Source organism: Streptomyces solicamelliae (genome assembly GCF_045348655.1).
GTDB lineage: Bacteria > Actinomycetota > Actinomycetes > Streptomycetales > Streptomycetaceae > Streptomyces > Streptomyces solicamelliae.
This window is the reverse complement of record NZ_CP160404.1, coordinates 6,876,039-6,892,703: the sequence shown is the minus strand read 5'-3', so window position 1 is coordinate 6,892,703 and position 16,665 is coordinate 6,876,039. Positions and strand designations below refer to the sequence as shown.

18 protein-coding genes and 2 pseudogenes are annotated in these 16,665 nt (G+C 70.6%); 13 read left to right on the top strand and 7 right to left on the bottom strand.

Translation table 11 applies throughout. From position 1 onward, the window contains the following. Positions 1 to 13: 13 nt before the first annotated feature. From ABZO31_RS31815 to ABZO31_RS31790, 6 genes and pseudogenes are all read right to left on the bottom strand, one after another. The gene (locus ABZO31_RS31815; RefSeq protein ID WP_406864793.1) at positions 14 to 1,117 is read right to left on the bottom strand and encodes an LLM class flavin-dependent oxidoreductase; all 1,104 of its coding nucleotides are present in this window, start codon (positions 1,115 to 1,117) and stop codon (positions 14 to 16) included. Continuing rightward, positions 1,114 to 1,758 (bottom strand): LLM class flavin-dependent oxidoreductase, encoded by a 645-nt coding sequence (locus ABZO31_RS31810; RefSeq protein ID WP_406864792.1) that lies wholly within the window; start codon positions 1,756 to 1,758, stop codon positions 1,114 to 1,116. Before ABZO31_RS31810 ends, ABZO31_RS31815 begins: the two co-directional genes overlap by 4 nt. 74 nt (positions 1,759 to 1,832) lie before the next feature. Next, complete coding sequence (locus ABZO31_RS31805; protein ID WP_406865542.1) at positions 1,833 to 1,940, bottom strand: putative leader peptide; 108 nt, start codon at positions 1,938 to 1,940, stop codon at positions 1,833 to 1,835. A gap of 107 nt (positions 1,941 to 2,047) precedes the next feature. After that, entirely contained in the window at positions 2,048 to 3,025 is a 978-nt protein-coding gene (locus tag ABZO31_RS31800) for a glutathione S-transferase C-terminal domain-containing protein (RefSeq protein ID WP_406864791.1), read from the bottom strand. A gap of 424 nt (positions 3,026 to 3,449) precedes the next feature. Further along, complete coding sequence (ssuE, locus tag ABZO31_RS31795) at positions 3,450 to 4,016, bottom strand: NADPH-dependent FMN reductase (protein ID WP_406864790.1); 567 nt, start codon at positions 4,014 to 4,016, stop codon at positions 3,450 to 3,452. Positions 4,017 to 4,113: 97 nt separating this feature from the next. Next, positions 4,114 to 4,371: pseudogene (locus ABZO31_RS31790) on the bottom strand (ABC transporter substrate-binding protein); the annotation flags it as partial. On the opposite strand from ABZO31_RS31790, the gene ABZO31_RS31785 reads away from it, so the two are divergent. The 8 genes from ABZO31_RS31785 to ABZO31_RS31750 all read left to right on the top strand — a co-directional run bounded on the left by ABZO31_RS31785 (position 4,357) and on the right by ABZO31_RS31750 (position 11,480). Further along, positions 4,357 to 5,298, top strand: a complete 942-nt coding sequence (locus tag ABZO31_RS31785) for an amino acid ABC transporter permease (protein WP_406864789.1) — start codon at positions 4,357 to 4,359, stop codon at positions 5,296 to 5,298. The pseudogene ABZO31_RS31790 and the gene ABZO31_RS31785 overlap by 15 nt on opposite strands. 69 nt (positions 5,299 to 5,367) lie before the next feature. Then, a complete protein-coding gene (locus tag ABZO31_RS31780) occupies positions 5,368 to 5,826 on the top strand; it encodes an RrF2 family transcriptional regulator (protein WP_406864788.1) in 459 nt (152 codons plus the stop codon). Between the two features lie 510 nt (positions 5,827 to 6,336). Then, positions 6,337 to 6,450 (top strand): putative leader peptide, encoded by a 114-nt coding sequence (locus ABZO31_RS31775; protein ID WP_406864787.1) that lies wholly within the window; start codon positions 6,337 to 6,339, stop codon positions 6,448 to 6,450. 201 nt (positions 6,451 to 6,651) lie between these two features. Further along, entirely contained in the window at positions 6,652 to 7,758 is a 1,107-nt protein-coding gene (locus ABZO31_RS31770; RefSeq protein WP_406864786.1) for an aliphatic sulfonate ABC transporter substrate-binding protein, read from the top strand. 42 nt (positions 7,759 to 7,800) lie between these two features. After that, positions 7,801 to 8,604: an ABC transporter ATP-binding protein gene (locus ABZO31_RS31765; protein WP_406864785.1), complete on the top strand. Its 804-nt coding sequence runs from the start codon at positions 7,801 to 7,803 to the stop codon at positions 8,602 to 8,604. Further along, complete coding sequence (locus tag ABZO31_RS31760; protein WP_406864784.1) at positions 8,591 to 9,478, top strand: ABC transporter permease; 888 nt, start codon at positions 8,591 to 8,593, stop codon at positions 9,476 to 9,478. Before ABZO31_RS31765 ends, ABZO31_RS31760 begins: the two co-directional genes overlap by 14 nt. Before the next feature lie 31 nt (positions 9,479 to 9,509). Further along, positions 9,510 to 10,325 (top strand): sulfite exporter TauE/SafE family protein, encoded by an 816-nt coding sequence (locus tag ABZO31_RS31755; protein WP_406864783.1) that lies wholly within the window; start codon positions 9,510 to 9,512, stop codon positions 10,323 to 10,325. A gap of 300 nt (positions 10,326 to 10,625) precedes the next feature. Continuing rightward, positions 10,626 to 11,480, top strand: coding sequence for a DUF1684 domain-containing protein (locus ABZO31_RS31750; protein ID WP_406864782.1), 855 nt, complete (start codon positions 10,626 to 10,628; stop codon positions 11,478 to 11,480). A 166-nt stretch (positions 11,481 to 11,646) separates the two neighbouring features. Here ABZO31_RS31750 and ABZO31_RS31745 read toward each other — a convergent pair. Beyond that, positions 11,647 to 12,096 (bottom strand): annotated as a pseudogene (locus ABZO31_RS31745) (solute carrier family 23 protein); the annotation flags it as partial. 221 nt (positions 12,097 to 12,317) lie between these two features. Between ABZO31_RS31745 and ABZO31_RS31740 the strand changes: the two are divergent. The 5 genes from ABZO31_RS31740 (at position 12,318) to ABZO31_RS31720 (ending at position 16,545) form a co-directional block, all read left to right on the top strand. Further along, positions 12,318 to 12,941 carry a TetR/AcrR family transcriptional regulator gene (locus ABZO31_RS31740; RefSeq protein ID WP_406864781.1) on the top strand — a complete coding sequence of 208 codons (624 nt, stop codon included), beginning with the start codon at positions 12,318 to 12,320 and terminating at the stop codon, positions 12,939 to 12,941. A 198-nt stretch (positions 12,942 to 13,139) separates the two neighbouring features. Further along, positions 13,140 to 14,543 (top strand): purine-cytosine permease family protein, encoded by a 1,404-nt coding sequence (locus ABZO31_RS31735; protein ID WP_406864780.1) that lies wholly within the window; start codon positions 13,140 to 13,142, stop codon positions 14,541 to 14,543. A 53-nt stretch (positions 14,544 to 14,596) separates the two neighbouring features. Continuing rightward, positions 14,597 to 15,778: an agmatine deiminase family protein gene (locus tag ABZO31_RS31730; RefSeq protein ID WP_406864779.1), complete on the top strand. Its 1,182-nt coding sequence runs from the start codon at positions 14,597 to 14,599 to the stop codon at positions 15,776 to 15,778. Between the two features lie 220 nt (positions 15,779 to 15,998). Then, positions 15,999 to 16,355 (top strand): PRC-barrel domain-containing protein, encoded by a 357-nt coding sequence (locus ABZO31_RS31725; RefSeq protein WP_406864778.1) that lies wholly within the window; start codon positions 15,999 to 16,001, stop codon positions 16,353 to 16,355. Between the two features lie 25 nt (positions 16,356 to 16,380). After that, complete coding sequence (locus ABZO31_RS31720) at positions 16,381 to 16,545, top strand: hypothetical protein (protein WP_406864777.1); 165 nt, start codon at positions 16,381 to 16,383, stop codon at positions 16,543 to 16,545. Positions 16,546 to 16,665 lie beyond the last annotated feature (120 nt).

The following is a 16,665-nucleotide window of genomic DNA, read 5'->3' as shown; positions in this document are numbered from 1 at the left end:
CGGGTGGTGCTCCTCAGCGGTCGGCGGTCACGGGTGCGGATACGAGATCGGGCTCAGCTGGCGCGGTGACCGGTGCCCAGGCAAACGGCGGGTCGGGGATCGCGCGGCGGAGCACCGGGGCGATCTCGGACTGGAAGAGTTCGAGCGAGGCCCGGTGCTGGGCGGGGAGGAGTCCGCTCGCGTCGGCCTGCAGGTGGAGCACGCTGTGTCCGAACCGCTCGTGGTAGCGGTGCACCTTGTCGATCACCTGCTGCGGGCTGCCGATCAGCGCCGAGCTGCGTTCGACGAAGTCCTCCAGGGTCGGGAACACCGGCTCGACGCCCAGCTGCTTCTGGAACGCGAGATGACCCTCGAACACCGGCCGGTACGCGGCGATCGCCGCCTGCGAGGTGCGGGCCGCGTAGTAGCCGGCCGTCCCCGCGCCGACGGCGGCCCGCGCCGGGTCGTGGCCGTAGTGCGCCCAGCGCTCCCGGTAGTAGCGGATGAGTGCGGCGTACGGCTCGATCGGGTGGGTGACGTTGGCCGAGAAGAGCGGGTCTCCGTAACGGGCGGCGAGGTCGACGGACTCCCGGCTGGTCGCGCTGCCGTGCCAGACCCGGACGGGCTGCTGGAGCGGTCTCGGCCACACCTCGGCGTCGGTCAGCTCGGGGCGGTGGCGCGGGGAGGCGCTCACCTTTTCCTGCCGCCAGATGCGGCGGAACAGCTCGTAACTCTCGGCGTTGCGGTCCCACTGGTCCTCGGGCGTGACGTGGAACAGCTCGCGCTGGGCGGTGCCGTTGCCCTTGCCGATGATCAGGTCGAGGCGGCCCGCTGACAGGTGGTCGAGGGTCGCGTAGTCCTCGTACGCCCGCACCGGGTCGAGCAGGCTGAGCGTGGTCACGGCGGTGAACAGCCGGATCCGGGAGGTGAGCGCGGCGATGTGGCTGAGCACGACCGGCGGCGAGGAGGAGATGAACGGCCGCTCATGGCGTTCGCCGACGCCGAAGCCGTCGAAGCCGAGCTCCTCGGCCAGCAGCGCGTTGTCGATCACCTCGCGGAAGCGCTCCTGGGTGGACTTCCGTACGCCGGTCACCGGATCGGGGGCGTGCACGATGAGGGTGATGGCCAGGAACTTCACGACGCCACCCGCCGGGTCCGGGCCGGGCGCGCGTCGGGGTGCGCCAGACCGAGGTGGTCCCGGAGCGTGGTGCCCGTGTAGTCGTGGCGGAACAGCCGGCGCACCACCTCGATGTGGTCGGCGGCCTCCTGGAAGAGGTCGGCGATCAGCTCCCGGCCGGCCGGGGTGTCCCGGTCCTCGACGCGGAGCGGCGGGAAGGTACGGCGGCCGAAGTGCCCAGCGTCGTCCTGACGCGCCGTCACCTGGACGCGCAGGCCCGCGCGGCCGGCGCTGACGTAGTCCAGGGTGGCGATCGCCTTGGAGATGTGGAACGGCTCGGTGTGGGCGGCGACCACGGTCGGCACCAGGCCGATGTGCCGGGTCAGCGGGGCGACCCGGGCGGCGACGAGCACGGCGTCCAGCCGGCCGCGGACCTGGTCGGTGCGCTCGTCCGGCTCCGTCGGGTGCGAGGACTGCGGCCCGAGCGCGTCCTCGAACGTCACGAAGTCGAGCAGTCCGCGCTCGGCCTCGGTCACGAGGTCGGTCCAGTAGCCGGCGGTGAACAGGTCGTGGGGCCGGGCGACCGGCTCGCGCCAAGCGGCCGGGTGCCAGCCGGCGCCGTCCAGCGCCACGGCGAGGTGAAGAGGGGGATGCGCGGACACGACGAAGGGGCCTTCCTGGTCGACCGTCTGTGAACACCGGCCCTCGCGTGGAGGACTGGATGGCGGGGAACGGGTCAGGAACGACAGAGGGCGCCGGCCACCCGTCGCAGATCGACGTGGGTCCGGGCGTACAGGCGGACGCAGCCGCGCGCGACGAGAACCGCGGGAGCCGGGACGAGCACGCGGGAGACGGGGAACGACACCGCCACCTCCGCTCTCTCGGCCTGTTCGTGCTGCTCGCGTCGGGGCCTGCCGTGCTTCGGCTCGGCAGGCCCCGTCTCCCCGCAGCCTAGGCGGGGTGGGACGGACGGAGGTGGCAGGCGTGTTGCGGTTCCATGAAACCGTCCGGGTGCTCCTGACAGGGCTGAGCGGCGGCCCCGCCCGCGACGTGAACCGCCCAGTCCAGGATCTGTACGGCCGCTCCCGCCGCCTCCAGTCCCCTGCAGTGGGCATGGTGCCTGCGGGCGATACCGTCCAGGTCGAGGTGCCGACCGAAGGCGGGGTGGGCGGCCAGTCGCCTTGCGTAGGCCCACAGATGCGGATGGTCGGCGATGCGGTGCACCGCGGCAGCGTCCAGGTGCAGGCGGTGCACGGTGTCGAGCTCGACCAGCGTCGCCCACAACCGCACGTCGGCGGCGGTGATCTCGTCGCCCAGGAGGAAGTCCTGGTGGGCGAGCCGCCACTCCAGCGAGCCCAGGACACGCAGCAGGGCGCCGAGGGCGACCCGCCGCGCGGTGGCGTCGACACCGGCCTGACCGGCTTGCTGTGCGGCTTCGTTGATCCGGTACGCGCAGAGGTACTCGACGGCTTCGATCTCCGCCTCGGCGCCGTGCGGGTACAGGTCGGGCCGGCCAGGGGCGTCGCCGGCGAAGCGTCGGTCCAGGTCGGTCAGGATGTCCGGGGTGTGCGTGCTGACGATCCGCCCCGTCCAGGTGTCGCTCAGCACCGGTGCGAGGGCCGGTCCCTGATGCCGGTGCGAACTGGCCTCGTACAACGGGCGCAGCGCGGAGTGTCCGCCGTCGGGTCCGTCCGGCACGGCCGGCAGCAGCACGACCGGGAGGGTCTCCTCCAGACCCAGCAGGCTGTGGGCGATGGCGATGCGCAGACAGCGGGGGCAGGACGGCGTGAGGTGGAGGCGGTAGCGGCGCGGCACGGCGTAGTAGCCGCTGCTCGCGTCACAGCCGATCCTGCCCCGGAACGACGGCAGGGGCGGGCGCGGCGGGAGGGACGAGAGGGACGGTACGGGGGTCAGGGGTGCGGCAGGCATGTGTCTCCCTGGGTGTCCAGATCCGGCTTCCCGGTGCTCGGAGGTGTGGCGGGCGGCGCACATGGGTGACGGGCACGCGGTGGCCTCGGCGCGCGCCCGTACGCGGCAGGGATGCGGCGCCGGCGGGTGCCGGCGGTTCAGCGGCGTGGACTTGCCGCGCTGCAGACACGCAGGAGATCGATGTGACGGCGGGAGGTCAGCAGGAGCGACGGGCGACCCGCGCGCGCGGCGCGGCCGGCGTGCGACTCCGGACACTCCATCATTTCCCACCTGTCCACTAGGGATTCTCTACAGGAGTGTCCGGCGGCCTTGTCTCGCCGTCAAGAGGGTGCGCTCGCAGGTCCGCCCGCTGTCTCACATGCTGGGAGCGAGCCGCGGCAGGACGTTCTCGCCCAACCGGTCACGGTCACGGTCGAGAGCGCGGTCAGGCTGCTCGTCCGGCGGCGGCCGGCAGGGCCGTTCGGCTGCCGAGGGCGCCGGAGAACTGGTCGACGACCTGGGCGAGGGCCTCCGCCGGGCCGGGCGCGACGGTCAGGGCGCTGTCATCGCCCACCTCGATGTCCTTGTCGAGCGTGAACCAGCCCTGGACGATGTGCGCGGCGCCCATGGAGCTGAGGACGGGGCGCAGGGCGTAGTCGATCGCCAGGACGTGCGCGGTGGTCCCGCCGGTCGCCAGCGGAAGGACCGTCTTGCCGACGAGGCCGTACTGCGGCAGCAGGTCGAGCAGGGACTTCAACAGCCCGGAGTACGCGGCCTTGTAGACGGGCGTGCCGATCACGACCCCGTCGGCGCGGGCGAACAACTCGGTCGCCTCGACGATCGCCGGGTGGCGGAAGTCGGCGCCGAACAGGGCCTCGGCGGGGATGGTGCGGACGTCGAGAGGGATCACCTCGTGTCCCTGGGCCGTGAGCCGCCGGTCCAGATGGCGCAGCAGGCGGGCGGTACGGGAGGTGGCGGAGGGACTTCCGGAGACGGACAGGACGGTGGCCATGGCGGACCCTTCGGGAGCGTGAGACGTGACAGGGACGGGTGCGGGCCGCGTACCGCAGGCGCGCTGCGGCGTACCGCGGCCCCGCTTCCCCTTGCGGCTACTTGTTGGTCTTGGGCAGGCCGGGCGGGTTGATCTGGGACGTGGTCACCGCCTCGTCGGACAGACCCCAGCGCTCGAGCACCTGCGCGTACGTCCCGTTCTCGATGACCTCGTCGAGCGCGTCGGCGAGTGGCTTGGCCAGGCCGCTGTCCTTCTTGGTGGTGGCCGCGATGAGGCCCTGGAGGGTGGCGCCGGCGCCGGAGTACGTGCCGACCACCTCCGTCTTCCCGGTCGTGGCCGCGTGGTAGGCGGCGGTCAGGGCCCCGAGGCCGATCCCCCGCGGATCGTGCCGCGCCGGCATGTCGGCCGGTGGCTGACGGCCGCCGCCGCGCTGCTGGTCTTCGCGCTGGTGGTCGGCTCCGTCGTCCGCAACCGTGCGTTCCAGTGGGACGTGGTCGGCCGGTACTTCACCACCGCCGCCGTGCTCGACGGCCTGCTGCTCACACTCTGGCTGACCGGTGTGGTGATGGTGCTCGGCTTCCTGCTCGGCACTCCCCTGGCGGTGCTGCGCCTGTCCGCCAACCCCGTGCTGCGCACGCTGAGTTGGGGCTATGTGTGGATCTTCCGGTCCACCCCGCTGCTGGTGCAGTTGCTGTTCTGGTTCAACATCGGCGCCCTGTACCCGACGCTCGGTCTCGGCATCCCCTTCGGGCCCGAGTTCGTCACCGTCAAGACGGTCAACCTGCTCGGCCCCACCCTCACCGCCGTCATCGGACTGCCCCTGCACGAAGCCGCCTACGCCGCCGAGGTGGTGCGCGGCGGCATCCTCTCGGTGGACGCCGGCCAGACGGAGGCCGCCCAGGCACTCGGCATCGGCAGGCCGCGCACCCTGCGCCGGATCGTCATCCCGCAGGCCATGCGCTCCATCGTCCCGACCGCCGGGAACATGCTGATCGGCACCCTGAAGGGCACCAGCATCGTCAGCGTGCTGGCCGTGCACGACCTGCTGTACTCGGTGCAGCTGGTCTACAACCAGACCTATCAGGTCATCCCGCTGCTGATGGTCGCCACCCTCTGGTACATCGCCGTCACCACGGTGCTCAGCGCGGGGCAGTTCTACGTCGAACGCCACTACGCCCGCGGCTCCGCCCGCGCGCTGCCGCCCACACCCCTGCAACGGCTCAGGATCCAGCTGGCCGACCTGCCCTCCCGGCTGGAGAAGGCGACCGCCCGACGCGGATGATGAACGGAACACCTCAGGCGCATGACCCCCTCCGCGATCACCGACGCGACGTGCAGGGATAATGCCTTCATGCGGATCTCAGCCAGAGCGGACTACGCCGTACGGGCCGCCCTCCTCCTCGCCGACGCCCCCGAGGGCGGCCCGATGACGGCGGAGGCCATCGCCCAGGCCCAGGAGATCCCGCACAAGTTCCTCGAAGGCATCCTCAACGACATGCGCCGCGGCGGGCTGGTGGTCAGCCAGCGCGGCGCCAGCGGCGGCTACCGACTGGCCAGGGCCGCCGAGGACATCTCCGTCGCCGATGTCGTGCGGGCGGTCGAGGGCCCGCTGGTCTCCGTACGCGGCGTGCGCCCGCCGGAGCTTGAGTACCACGGCCCCGCACAGGCACTGCTGCCGCTGTGGGTCGCCCTGCGCGCGAACGTCCGCCAGATCCTGGAAGGCGTTTCGCTGACGGACATCGCCTCGGGCGAGCTGCCCGACTCCGTGCACTCCCTGGCGCAGGACCCGGACGCCTGGATCAATCCCTGACCGGACACGCGAGGCTCCCTCTCGCCGCACCTCTCTGCACCTGAGACGCAGCCGTCCACTCTTCGGTCACCCCCTTGCCGGGCAGCTGGGCATCGCCGAGGGCGCTCTCGCCGAAGCCCGCGACCTCGGCAGGAACACCAACACCTCCGGACCGCCCGGGCAACGACCCCGATCCACTCCTCACCTACGGCGAACTCGCCTCCGCCGCACAGCCGGCCGCCGCCGTGGTCGAGAGGGCGACAGACGCGATGGCGCCCGCCCGAGCGCCGGATCGGAGCTCGACCCCGAGGGCCGGGCGGCCCTCGACGCCCTTGCCGCCATGGCCGAGACCGTCACGACGAGGGCTGCCCTGCACATCACCACCCGAGTCCTGGAACTCGCGGATGCCTGACCTGCGGAGTATCGGATCATGAGACGAGATCGTCCATGATGTGAAATACCTCTTGGGGCCGAAACTCGCCTCTGCCAATATGCCTATCAACCAGGTGGGAAAACTAGGGATTTCGAGAGGTGGTGGTAGCTGTGCGCACGCTGAAGCAGGCAGGCGACTCGCTCCCCCTTCTCACCTCCCGCCGGCACATCGACCTCGGCCGCATGTCCAGCGCCATCTGTCTGCCTCTCTGAGGCCGTTCAGCGGATCCGTCTCCCCCGCCCCGCAGAACACCGCCAGCGCCACCCCCTCCGCATCCCGGCCCGAGCACGCGCCGACCGTGTGAGGCGCGGCCCGTCGATGCACGGCGGTCCGGCGTCTGCCCCTAGGGCATCGCGTCGCTGTCCCCGCACCTCCGCACTTCTCTGAAACCCATTCCGTGAAAGGACACCTTCGTGTCTGCCGCAAGACCGCTCACCGCCCTGCGCACCATCGCCGCCATCGCGGCGCTCCCCCTCCTGCTCACCGCCTGCGGCTACGGCTCCGAGGCGACCGAGAACGACGAGCAGCCCAAGGGAGCGGCCGGCGCCAAGAAGCTCTCCGCAGGCGAAGTGAGGATCGGCTACTTCCCCAACCTCACCCACGCCACCGCTCTCGTGGGCGTCCAGGAGGGGCTGCTCCAGAAGGAACTCGGCGGCACCACGATCAAGCCCTCGACCTTCAACGCCGGCCCGTCCGAGATCGAGGCGCTGAACGCCGGCTCGATCGACATCGGCTTCATCGGCCCCTCCCCCGCGATCAACGGCTACACCAAGTCCAAGGGCAAGAACCTGAGGATCGTCTCCGGTTCCGCATCGGGCGGGGTGAAGCTCGTGGTCAACCCGACGAAGATCAAGACCCTGGACGACGTCAAGGGCAAGCGGATCGCCACCCCGCAGCTCGGCAACACCCAGGACGTCGCGTTCCTGCACTGGGTCTCGGAGAAGGGCTGGAAGGTCGACTCGCAGTCCGGCAAGGGTGACGTCTCGGTGCTGCGCACGGACAACAAGGTGACCCCGGACGCCTACAAGTCCGGTTCCATCGACGGCGCGTGGGTGCCGGAGCCGACCGCGTCCAAGCTGGTCAGCGAAGGCGCGAAGGTCCTGCTCGACGAGTCGGACCTGTGGCCCGACAAGAAGTTCGTGATCACGAACATCATCGTGCGGCAGGCGTTCCTCAAGGAGCACCCGGACGTCGTCGAAGCCGTGCTGCGCGGCACTGTGAAGACCAACGCGTGGATCACCGCCAACCCGGACAAGGCCAAGGAGTCGGTGAACGCGGCGCTGAAGAAGGAGACCGGCAAGCCGCTGTCGGCCGAGGTGATCAACGCGGCCTGGCCGTCCATCACGATCACCGACGACCCGCTCGCCGCCACCCTCCAGGCGCAGGCGGAGCACGCCGTGGACGCCGGCCTGCTGAAGAAGCCCGAGCTGACGGGCATCTACGACCTCACGCTGCTCAACAAGGTGCTCAAGGCCGCGGGCAAGCCGGAGGTCCCCGACGCCGGTCTCGGCGCGAAGTAGGCCCGAGCCCGTAGCAGCCCGAACTCCCAGGAGGTGACGACCATGGCCACGACCACGACGCTCGCCAAGGCCGAGGACGCGGATGAGAACCGCGCGACGGTGACACATGCCGCCCGGATCGAGCATGTCTCGAAGTCCTTCGGCGGGCCCGCCGGCGGCCAGCTCGTGCTCGACGACATCTCACTCGATGTCGCCCCGGGCGAGTTCGTCACCCTCCTGGGTGCCTCGGGCTGCGGCAAGTCCACCCTGCTCAACCTGGTCGCGGGCCTGGACTCCCCCACAGCAGGCTCCATCACGACGGCCGGCCGGCCCGCCCTGATGTTCCAGGAGCACGCCCTGTTCCCGTGGCTCACCGCGGGCAAGAACATCGAACTCGCGCTGAAGCTGCGCGGGGTGCCGAAGGCCGAGCGCCGCCCCGAGGCCGAGCGGCTGCTCGAACTGGTGCGGCTCGGCGGCTCGTACGGCAAGCGGGTGCACGAGCTGTCCGGCGGCATGCGGCAGCGGGTCGCCCTGGCCCGGGCACTGGCCCAGGCCAGCGATCTGCTGCTGATGGACGAGCCGTTCGCGGCGCTCGACGCCATCACCCGGGACGTGCTGCACGACGAGCTGACCCGGATCTGGCGGGAGACGAAGCTGTCGGTCCTCTTCGTCACCCACAACGTGCGCGAGGCCGTGCGGCTGGCCGAGCGCGTGGTGCTGCTGTCGTCCCGGCCGGGCCGGATCGCCCGCGAGTGGACGATCGACATCCCGCAGCCGCGCCGCATCGAGGACGCCGCCGTGGCGGAGCTTTCCGTCGAGATCACCGAAGAACTGCGTGGGGAGATCCGCCGTCATGGCCAGCACTGACACGACCGCCGCCAAGACCGACGATCTGGCTGGTCTGGAGGCGGGCCTCGACGCCCTCGACACCGTGCAGATCCGCCGGACTCCGGTGCGCGAGGTGCTGCTGAAGAAGGTCCTGCCGCCGGTCATCGCCGTCGTGCTGGTGCTGACGGCGTGGCAGCTGCTGGCGACCCTGAAGGTTGCCGACGAGGGCAAGCTGCCCGCGCCGTCCGCAGTCTGGGACAGCCTGGCCACGATGTGGCTCGAGGGCACGCTGCTCGACGTGCTGTGGACCAGCGTGTCCCGGGCCCTGCTCGGCTTCCTGCTCGCCCTCGCCATCGGCACCCCGCTGGGTCTGCTCGTGGCCCGGGTCGGCGCCGTGCGGGCGGCGATCGGCCCGATCCTGTCCGGACTGCAGTCGCTGCCGTCGGTCGCCTGGGTGGCCCCGGCCGTGCTGTGGCTGGGCCTGAACGACCAGATGATGTTCGCCGTCATCCTGCTCGGCGCGGTCCCCTCGATCGCCAACGGCCTGGTAGCCGGCGTCGACCAGGTCCCCCCGCTGTTCCTGCGGGCCGGGCGCACCCTCGGCGCGACCGGACTCAAGGGCGCCTGGCACATCGTCATGCCGGCCGCACTGCCCGGCTACCTGGCGGGCCTGAAGCAGGGCTGGGCCTTCTCCTGGCGCTCGCTCATGGCCGCCGAGATCATCGCCTCCTCCCCCGACCTCGGCCTGGGCCTGGGCCAGCTGCTCGAGAACGGCCGCAACAACTTCGACATGCCCGGCATCTTCCTCGCCATCATCCTGATCCTGCTCGTCGGCGTCGCCATCGACCTGCTGATCTTCAGCCCGCTCGAGCGCACCGTGCTCCGCCGCCGCGGCCTGCTGGTGAAGGACTGAGTCGGTGTTTCCCGCCAGGGACGATGCCGTCATGACCACTGACAACGACCTCGTACCCGTCCGACCGCAACTCTCCGCTCCCTTGGTGTTCGCCGTGGGAGCGGCCGTGGGGGTGCTCGGCGGGATGATCGGTCTGGGCGGTGCGGAGTTCCGGCTGCCGTTGCTGATCAACGTGTTCGGATTCGCCGCGCTCTCCGCGGTCATCCTGAACAAGGCCCTGAGCCTGGTGGTCGTCCTGGTCGCGCTCCCTGCCCGTATGGCGGCGGTTCCCGCCTCGGAAGTGGCCGCGCACTGGCCGGTCGCCGTCAACCTGCTCGCCGGAAGTCTGCTCGGCGCCTGGGCCGGAGCGGCCTGGGCGGTGAGGATGCGCAGTGCCACTCTGTACAAGGTGCTGGCCGGGCTGATGGTGCTCATGGCCGCGGCCCTGGTCGCCACCCACAGCGCCACGCCGGGCACGCTCGCGCTGCCGGCGTGGGCGCAGGTCGCGTGCGGGGTCGTCGCCGGGTTCGGCATCGGGGTCGTCGCGGCGATCATGGGCGTGGCCGGCGGCGAGCTGCTGATTCCGACGATCGTGCTGCTGTTCGCCGTGGACATCAAGGCGGCGGGCAGCCTGTCTCTGCTGGTGTCCTTGCCGACGATGCTGGTGGCCTTCGCCCGCTACAGCCGTGACGGCAGCTTCGCGGTCCTGGGCGCCAACCTCCGCTTCGCCATGGTCATGAGCGCGGGCTCCGTCGCCGGCGCCCTGCTGGGCGGGGTGCTCCTCGGGGTGATCCCCGATCTGGTACTCCTCCCGGTGCTGGCCGTGATCCTGCTCATCTCCGCGCTCAAACTCGCCCGTCACCGCTGACGCCTCCAAGTCGCTCGCTCAGTCGGTCGCGAGGCGGGGAACACTGGTGCACCGCACCGGAGTTGTGTTCTCCTGAACCCGTGAGCCTGCTCGTGATACGTCGACACGTGGACTACGTGCGCGTCACGACCATGGCCTGTTCCGGCTGACACCGAGGCCTCGTCCCGGCGTCCGGACACCGACGCGCCCGCCCAGACGGGCTCCTGGCGCCTCCTTCCCCGACGGGCCTCGTTCTGCCGTGCAGTCCGTTCCTCCTGCCTTCGGGCACCGTCGTCCCCAGTACACGAGGAGAGAAGACATATGAGCGTCCCTCACATCACCGACACCCACGCAGACGTCGCCGACCTTCCGGATCCGGACGTCTTCGCCGCGGAATGGGAGAAGTGGCACCGGGACAAGGACGCCCGGCTCGCCTCGGAGCACGGCTTCCTCGCGGTCACCGGTCTGCACTGGCTCTCCGCCGAGCTCCAGAGCGTCCCCGGCGCGCCGGGGACCTGGTCGACGGGACCCGAGGGCGTCGCCGTGGAACTCGACGAGGGGACGGAACTCGTCGTCGACGGCGTGGTGGTGCGGGGGCGGCACCTCTTCGGCGTCATTCCGGAGCGCGGCGGCGTCGACGCCGTCTGGGGCGACACCGTGATCGAGGTCGCCAAGCGCGGCGGCCACGACGTGGTCCGGCCGCGACGCCCCGACCACCCGCTGCGCGTCGCCTTCACCGGCACGCCCGCGTACGCACCCGACCCGCGCTGGGTGGTCACGGGCCGCTACGAAGCCTTCGACGAGCCGCGACCCACCACGGTCGGGGCCTCCGTCGAGGGCCTTCGGCACGTGTACGACGCTCCGGGCCGGGTCGTCTTCCGGCTGAACGGGCAGGAGTTGAGCCTGACCGCGTTCAACGGGCACGTGCCCGGGACCCGCACGGTGCTGTTCACCGACGAGACCTCGGGCGTCACCACGTACGCGGCCAACCGTGACCTCGGGGTGGCCGCGCCCGGGCCCGACGGGACGGTGGTGCTCGACTTCAACCGCGCCACCAATCTGCCCTGCGCCTACACCGACTTCGCGACGTGCCCGCTGCCGCCGGCCGAGAACCGGCTGCCCGTCGCGATCGAGGCCGGCGAGAGGATCCCTCACGAGCGCCGCCCGGTCTCGTAGCCGGGGGCCTGCGGAAGGCAGCCCCGCTCGGGTTGTTGCCGCGGCGTGACGGCGTCATGGCGGCCTCGTGGCGATACCTCTCGCCTTCCGTCGGGGCCGCATGGCTCCGCCTAGCATCCAGGGACGGCCCCGCGCTGGTGGTGCGGGGCCTTCTCCCGGCCCCGGCGGTCACGATGCGGCTGCGGACTCCGGTGAGGCGGCCGATACCGATGTTCTCGGCGCTGGTGACCATGAGGGACGTACCGAAAAGGCCGCCGGCCAGGGAGACCAGCGCGTCTGCGCGGGCCACGCGCGGAACGTCCCGCTCGGGGACGGGAGTCCGGCCGACGGTCTCGCTGTTGAGGACGGTCTGTCCGGTGATCTCGGCGAGCGTGGTGAGGCTGAACACGAGCAGCGGAAGGGCGGCCACCAGGTCGAACCGCGGCGTCCCGAAGGGCAGGAACGCGTGCAGCGCGAAGCCGCTCCCGGCAGCGGGGGCGAAGGCCCCGAGTCCGGTCGTCACTGCCACGACGGTGCCCGCCGCCATCCCGATCAGGACGGAGGTCTGACGCCAGACGCCGCGCAGGAGGACGTACGCGGCGACGGTCGCCACGACCGTGAGCGCGGCGAGGAGCACCGCGCGCGGCGCCGGGAGGCAGCACGCGGAATCGCCGGAAGGGCCGGCGCGGCCGGCTCAGCCCCGCAACAGCTCGCCGAGCAGCTTCCAGGTGCGCTGTCACCTCTGTATGCATCTCGCCAGGCCATATGGAGTGCCCACCTCGAAATCGGACTCTGAACTGAAGATTCAGTCAACTATGAGAGACTACCCGCGTAGCAGAACGACCAGAAGGGGTGAGCATGACAACCGATCGCCGGACGGCAATCCTGGAAGGCGCCGCCCGAGTCATAGCCCGGCGGGGCGTCCGCGGCCTGAGGGTGGAGGAGCTGGCGGCGGAGGCAGGGGTTTCCACCGCCCTGATCTACTACCACTTCAAGGACCGAGCGGGCATCCTGCGCCACACCCTGGAATTCATCAGCGACCGGGCCGAGCGCTACACCACCGACAAGGAGGCGCCCGCCGGATCGTTCGACCCCCGCCAAGAGCTGCAGCGGTCACTGCTGCTGGAATTCCAGGATCGCCCCGAGGTGCGCGAGAACAGCACGGCCTGGGGGGAGCTGCGAGCCAGCGCCGTCTTCGAGCCGGAGCTCCGCACGGACCTGGCCCGAGCCGGCCAGACCTGGGTTCACGATGTCGCGGCGCAGCTGGGTCAGACATGCCCCCACGTTCCCGCCCCCGTGCTCACGGCATCCGCAGAACGTCTGACGGCTCTTCTGGAAGGGCTCAGCACTCGCTGGCTGAGCGGCGCCGTGACCTCGGCCCACGCCCGGGAGCTCATGCGGGATGCGCTCTCCGTGGAGATCGGATACCTGGCCGACCGATGGCTCGTCCACAGCGACGCCGCTACGGGTGGGCACGCCTGAACCCGCTCCGCTCACCTGCACTCCCCAGAAATACCCGCCCGTAGGTATTGACTGAAAATTGAGTCAATACCTACGGTGGCGCAGCCCCGACCGCTCCAAAGTCGAGGCCGTCGAGGCGGACGGCATACGCCTCCATACCTAGGGGACCGCATGGGTGCATTTGCCATGGAATCTGAGGATTCCAGACCATCCGCAGGCATGGAACAGCACTCGATCGACTGGGTGCCCCTCGCGGAACGGCACGGCTCCCCCTCCAGCGTGGGCGCCATCTGGTTCGTCGGCAGTCTCAACCTCACCGGTCTGGCGACCGGCGTCGTGACGCTGTCCATGGGGGCGTCGCTCGTGTGGACGGCGATCGCCACGGTCCTCGGCTCGCTCTTCGGCACGTTCTTCATGGCCTTCCACTCGGCCCAGGGCCCGCAACTCGGCCTGCCTCAACTGGTCCAGTCGCGGCCCCAGTTCGGCTACCTCGGTGCCGCGCTCACCGTGTGGGTGTTCGCCCTGGTCAACTACGTGGGCTTCAACACCTCCGACGCCCTGCTCTCCGGCCAGGCCATGAACACGCTCACCGGGATGCCCAACGGGCTCGGCTACCTTCTGGCGGCCGCGGTCGCGACCGTGATCGCCCTGTTCGGCTACGACTGGATCCACCGGCTGAACCGGTGGCTCACCTGGCCGTTCGTCGTGGTCACCGCGGCCGTCACCGCTGCGGCGCTGTTCGGCGGCGGAATGCCGGCCGGCGTCTGGGAGGCGGGCCCGTTCGAACTCGCCCCGTTCATGCTCGTGTTCGTCTTCGTGGCGGGATTCCAGCTGGGCTGGGCACCGTACGTCTCCGACTACTCGCGCTACCTCAAGCCCGACGTTCCCGTCCGCAGCACTTTCTGGTGGACCTACCTGCCCAGCGCGGTCTCCGGGATCTGGGTGTTCCTCCTCGGCGCCGTGGTCTCCGCCGGAGCCCCCGAGGGCACCGACCCGGTGACCGCCCTCAAGATCGCCGCCGACCGGCTGTTCGACGGCTTCGGCACGGTCGCGGTCACGGTCCTGCTGGTGGGACTGCTCTCGATCATGGCGATCAACCAGTACGGCGGCAGCCTCACCATGATCTCCATCGTCGACTCGTTCCGCCCGGTCCGGCCGACCCGGACCATCCGGGTCGTGACGATCGGCATCATGCTGGTCGCCGTGGGGGCGATCTCCACCCTCGTCGGCATCGACCGCTTCAACTGGTTCTTCGCCAACGTGGTGGTCGTGCTGACATACCTGTTCATCCCGTGGACGGCCATCAACCTGGTCGACTTCTTCTTCGTCCGGCGCGGCCAGTACGTCGTCAAGGAGATCTTCAACCCGCACGGCATCTACGGCCGCTGGGGCTGGCGCGGAAACCTCGCCTACGCCGTCGGACTGGCCTGCATGGCCCCGTTCATGGTGATCACCGGCCTCTACGTCGGCCCTGTCGCGGAACGCCTCGGCGGCGTCGACTGCTCCCTCTTCGTCGGCCTGCCCGTCGCCGGAGGTCTCTACTGGGCCCTCGCCCGAAGCCTCGACCTGGCCACCGAGCGCCGGATGGTCCGAGAGGAGGGGCTGCTGACACCCACTCACTGAGCGACTCGCGCCCGCACGTACGCGTACCGACCCTCCGCGAGAAGGAGCAGCACGTGAAGAACGAGCACGAGAAGAACGCGCACGACGACAGGTCCCGCATCAGCCGCCGGACCCTGCTGGCCCGCACCGGAGCGACCGCGGCCGCCCTGGCGGCCGGACCGGTGCTCGGCGGCATCCAGCCGGCCCACGCCGCGGCCTGGCGGGTACCCGGGGAAGAGGTGCCGCACAAGCGGACCTGGATGGCCTGGCCGTCCAGCTACACCATCTGGGGCAACCTGCTGTCCAAGATCCAGGCCGACATCGCCAAGCTCGCCAAGGAGATCGCCAAGTACGAGCCGGTCCTCATGTGCGCGGACGGCTCGTCGGCCGCCTCGCAGGCCAGGACCATGTGCGGGTCCACCGTCACGGTGATCAGCTCGATCCCGGTCTCCGACTGCTGGATGAGGGACACCGGCCCGCTCTTCCGCGTCGACGGAGCCGGCGGCCTGGACGCCTTCGGCCTGAACTTCAACGCCTGGGGCGAGAACGCCACCCGCTTCTACGGCATCCCCGCCTCCGCGTACGACAAGGACCGCGTCATCGCGCAGAAGGTCGCCGCCTACGCGGCCGTGCCGTTCGCCAAGGCGTCGGTGGTCGGCGAGGGCGGCGGCGTCGAGTACGACGGCGACGGCACGCTGATGGCCACGGAGAGCTGCTGGGTGAACTCCAACCGCAACCCCGGCAAGTCGCGCGCCCAGATCGAGGCGGAACTTCTCGCGCGGTTCGGGGCCTCGAAGATGATCTGGCTGCCCGGAGTCACCGGGCAGGACGTCACCGACGGCCACATCGACGGCACCGCCCGCTACATCGGACCCGGTGTGGTCATGGTGCAGCTGGCCGGTGCCGTACGGCCGGACGTCTGGACCGAGAACGCCCAGGCCATGCACGACGTGCTGGTGAACTCGACCGATGCACGGGGCCGCCGGCTGCAGGTCCTCACCATCGAAGGACCCGACGTTCTGCCCCGGGTCTCGCCCGGCAAGCAGAGCCAGTTCCTCAGCTCCTACATGAACTGGACCGTCACGAATCAAGCGGTGATCACCGCCCAGTTCGGCGACACGGGCAAGGACGCGGCGGCCAAGTCGGCCATCGCGGCCGCCTTCGGCAGGCCCGTCGTCCAGCTCAACCTCGACAACCTCTACGGCAACGGCGGCGGAGGCGCCCACTGCGTCACCATGCAGGAACCCAACCGCTGACCGGAGCGCCCGGGCCTCGTCTCCAGGCCCGGGCGCCTCTCTTCCGTCGTGGTCCGGGTGGCAGTCGACCGTGGTGCCCCTGATCCCGGCGATCATTTGGGCGCGTGCGCTGGTGAGCGCCCGGGGACGAGCGCACGCTGGAAGGGCACCGTCGACAAGAACGCAGGCCGGCGCCCCGCCATCGGCCCCGAACGCGCGGCCACGTGTGGAAGGAGCCCCCATGATCCAGGTAGGCGACATCCGCGAATGGCGCACGCACCGTGTCGTCGACGCGGACGGCCACAGGATCGGCACCCTCGAGGCGATCTACGTCGACACCGGCACCGACGCGCCGTCCATGGCCAGCGTCCAGATCGGCCTGCCCACGCGCCACCGTCTGGTCTTCGTCCCCCTGGACGGCGCGACCGTGGGACCCGATTACGTGAAGGTCAACTACGCCAGGGCGCTGGTGAAGGAGTGCCCCGCGATCGGCACCGACGACGTTCTGCCCGCGGGCGACGAGGCCGCGATCTTCGAGCACTACGGCCTGGCCTACACTCCCGGCGCCGGTGGCGAACGCCGCCTCGCCCGGCCCTGAGCACCGGCCACACGAGGAGGCCGTCATGACCCTGTTCCTGCTCGTGCTCGTCATCGCGATCGTCCTCGGCATCATCGGTGCAGTGGCCCACGGCCTGGTCTACCTCCTGGTCATCGGCATCGTCCTGTTCGTCCTCGACCTGCTCTTCCTCGGGAGCCGCTTCACCCGACGGGGCCGCGCACACCGCTGACCGAGGGCTGCCCGCGATCTTCCTGCTCGGCCCCGGCGTCGTCCGCGGCCCGTCAGGGGGAGCGCCGCGCCCAGCGCTGCCCCGAGGAGGGGCGCCGCCATGAGGGGCAGCGCCAGACCC

What these genes read in the sequence shown, in the direction of transcription:
- ABZO31_RS31800 (WP_406864791.1), bottom strand. Translation starts at nt 3,025, where the DNA reads ATGCCTGCCGCACCCCTGACCCCCGTACCGTCCCTCTCGTCCCTCCCG.
- ssuE (WP_406864790.1), bottom strand. Translation starts at nt 4,016, where the DNA reads ATGGCCACCGTCCTGTCCGTCTCCGGAAGTCCCTCCGCCACCTCCCGT.
- ABZO31_RS31780 (WP_406864788.1), top strand. Translation starts at nt 5,368, where the DNA reads ATGCGGATCTCAGCCAGAGCGGACTACGCCGTACGGGCCGCCCTCCTC.
- ABZO31_RS31765 (WP_406864785.1), top strand. Translation starts at nt 7,801, where the DNA reads ATGGCCACGACCACGACGCTCGCCAAGGCCGAGGACGCGGATGAGAAC.
- ABZO31_RS31760 (WP_406864784.1), top strand. Translation starts at nt 8,591, where the DNA reads ATGGCCAGCACTGACACGACCGCCGCCAAGACCGACGATCTGGCTGGT.
- ABZO31_RS31755 (WP_406864783.1), top strand. Translation starts at nt 9,510, where the DNA reads ATGACCACTGACAACGACCTCGTACCCGTCCGACCGCAACTCTCCGCT.
- ABZO31_RS31750 (WP_406864782.1), top strand. Translation starts at nt 10,626, where the DNA reads ATGAGCGTCCCTCACATCACCGACACCCACGCAGACGTCGCCGACCTT.
- ABZO31_RS31740 (WP_406864781.1), top strand. Translation starts at nt 12,318, where the DNA reads ATGACAACCGATCGCCGGACGGCAATCCTGGAAGGCGCCGCCCGAGTC.
- ABZO31_RS31735 (WP_406864780.1), top strand. Translation starts at nt 13,140, where the DNA reads ATGGAACAGCACTCGATCGACTGGGTGCCCCTCGCGGAACGGCACGGC.
- ABZO31_RS31725 (WP_406864778.1), top strand. Translation starts at nt 15,999, where the DNA reads ATGATCCAGGTAGGCGACATCCGCGAATGGCGCACGCACCGTGTCGTC.
- ABZO31_RS31720 (WP_406864777.1), top strand. Translation starts at nt 16,381, where the DNA reads ATGACCCTGTTCCTGCTCGTGCTCGTCATCGCGATCGTCCTCGGCATC.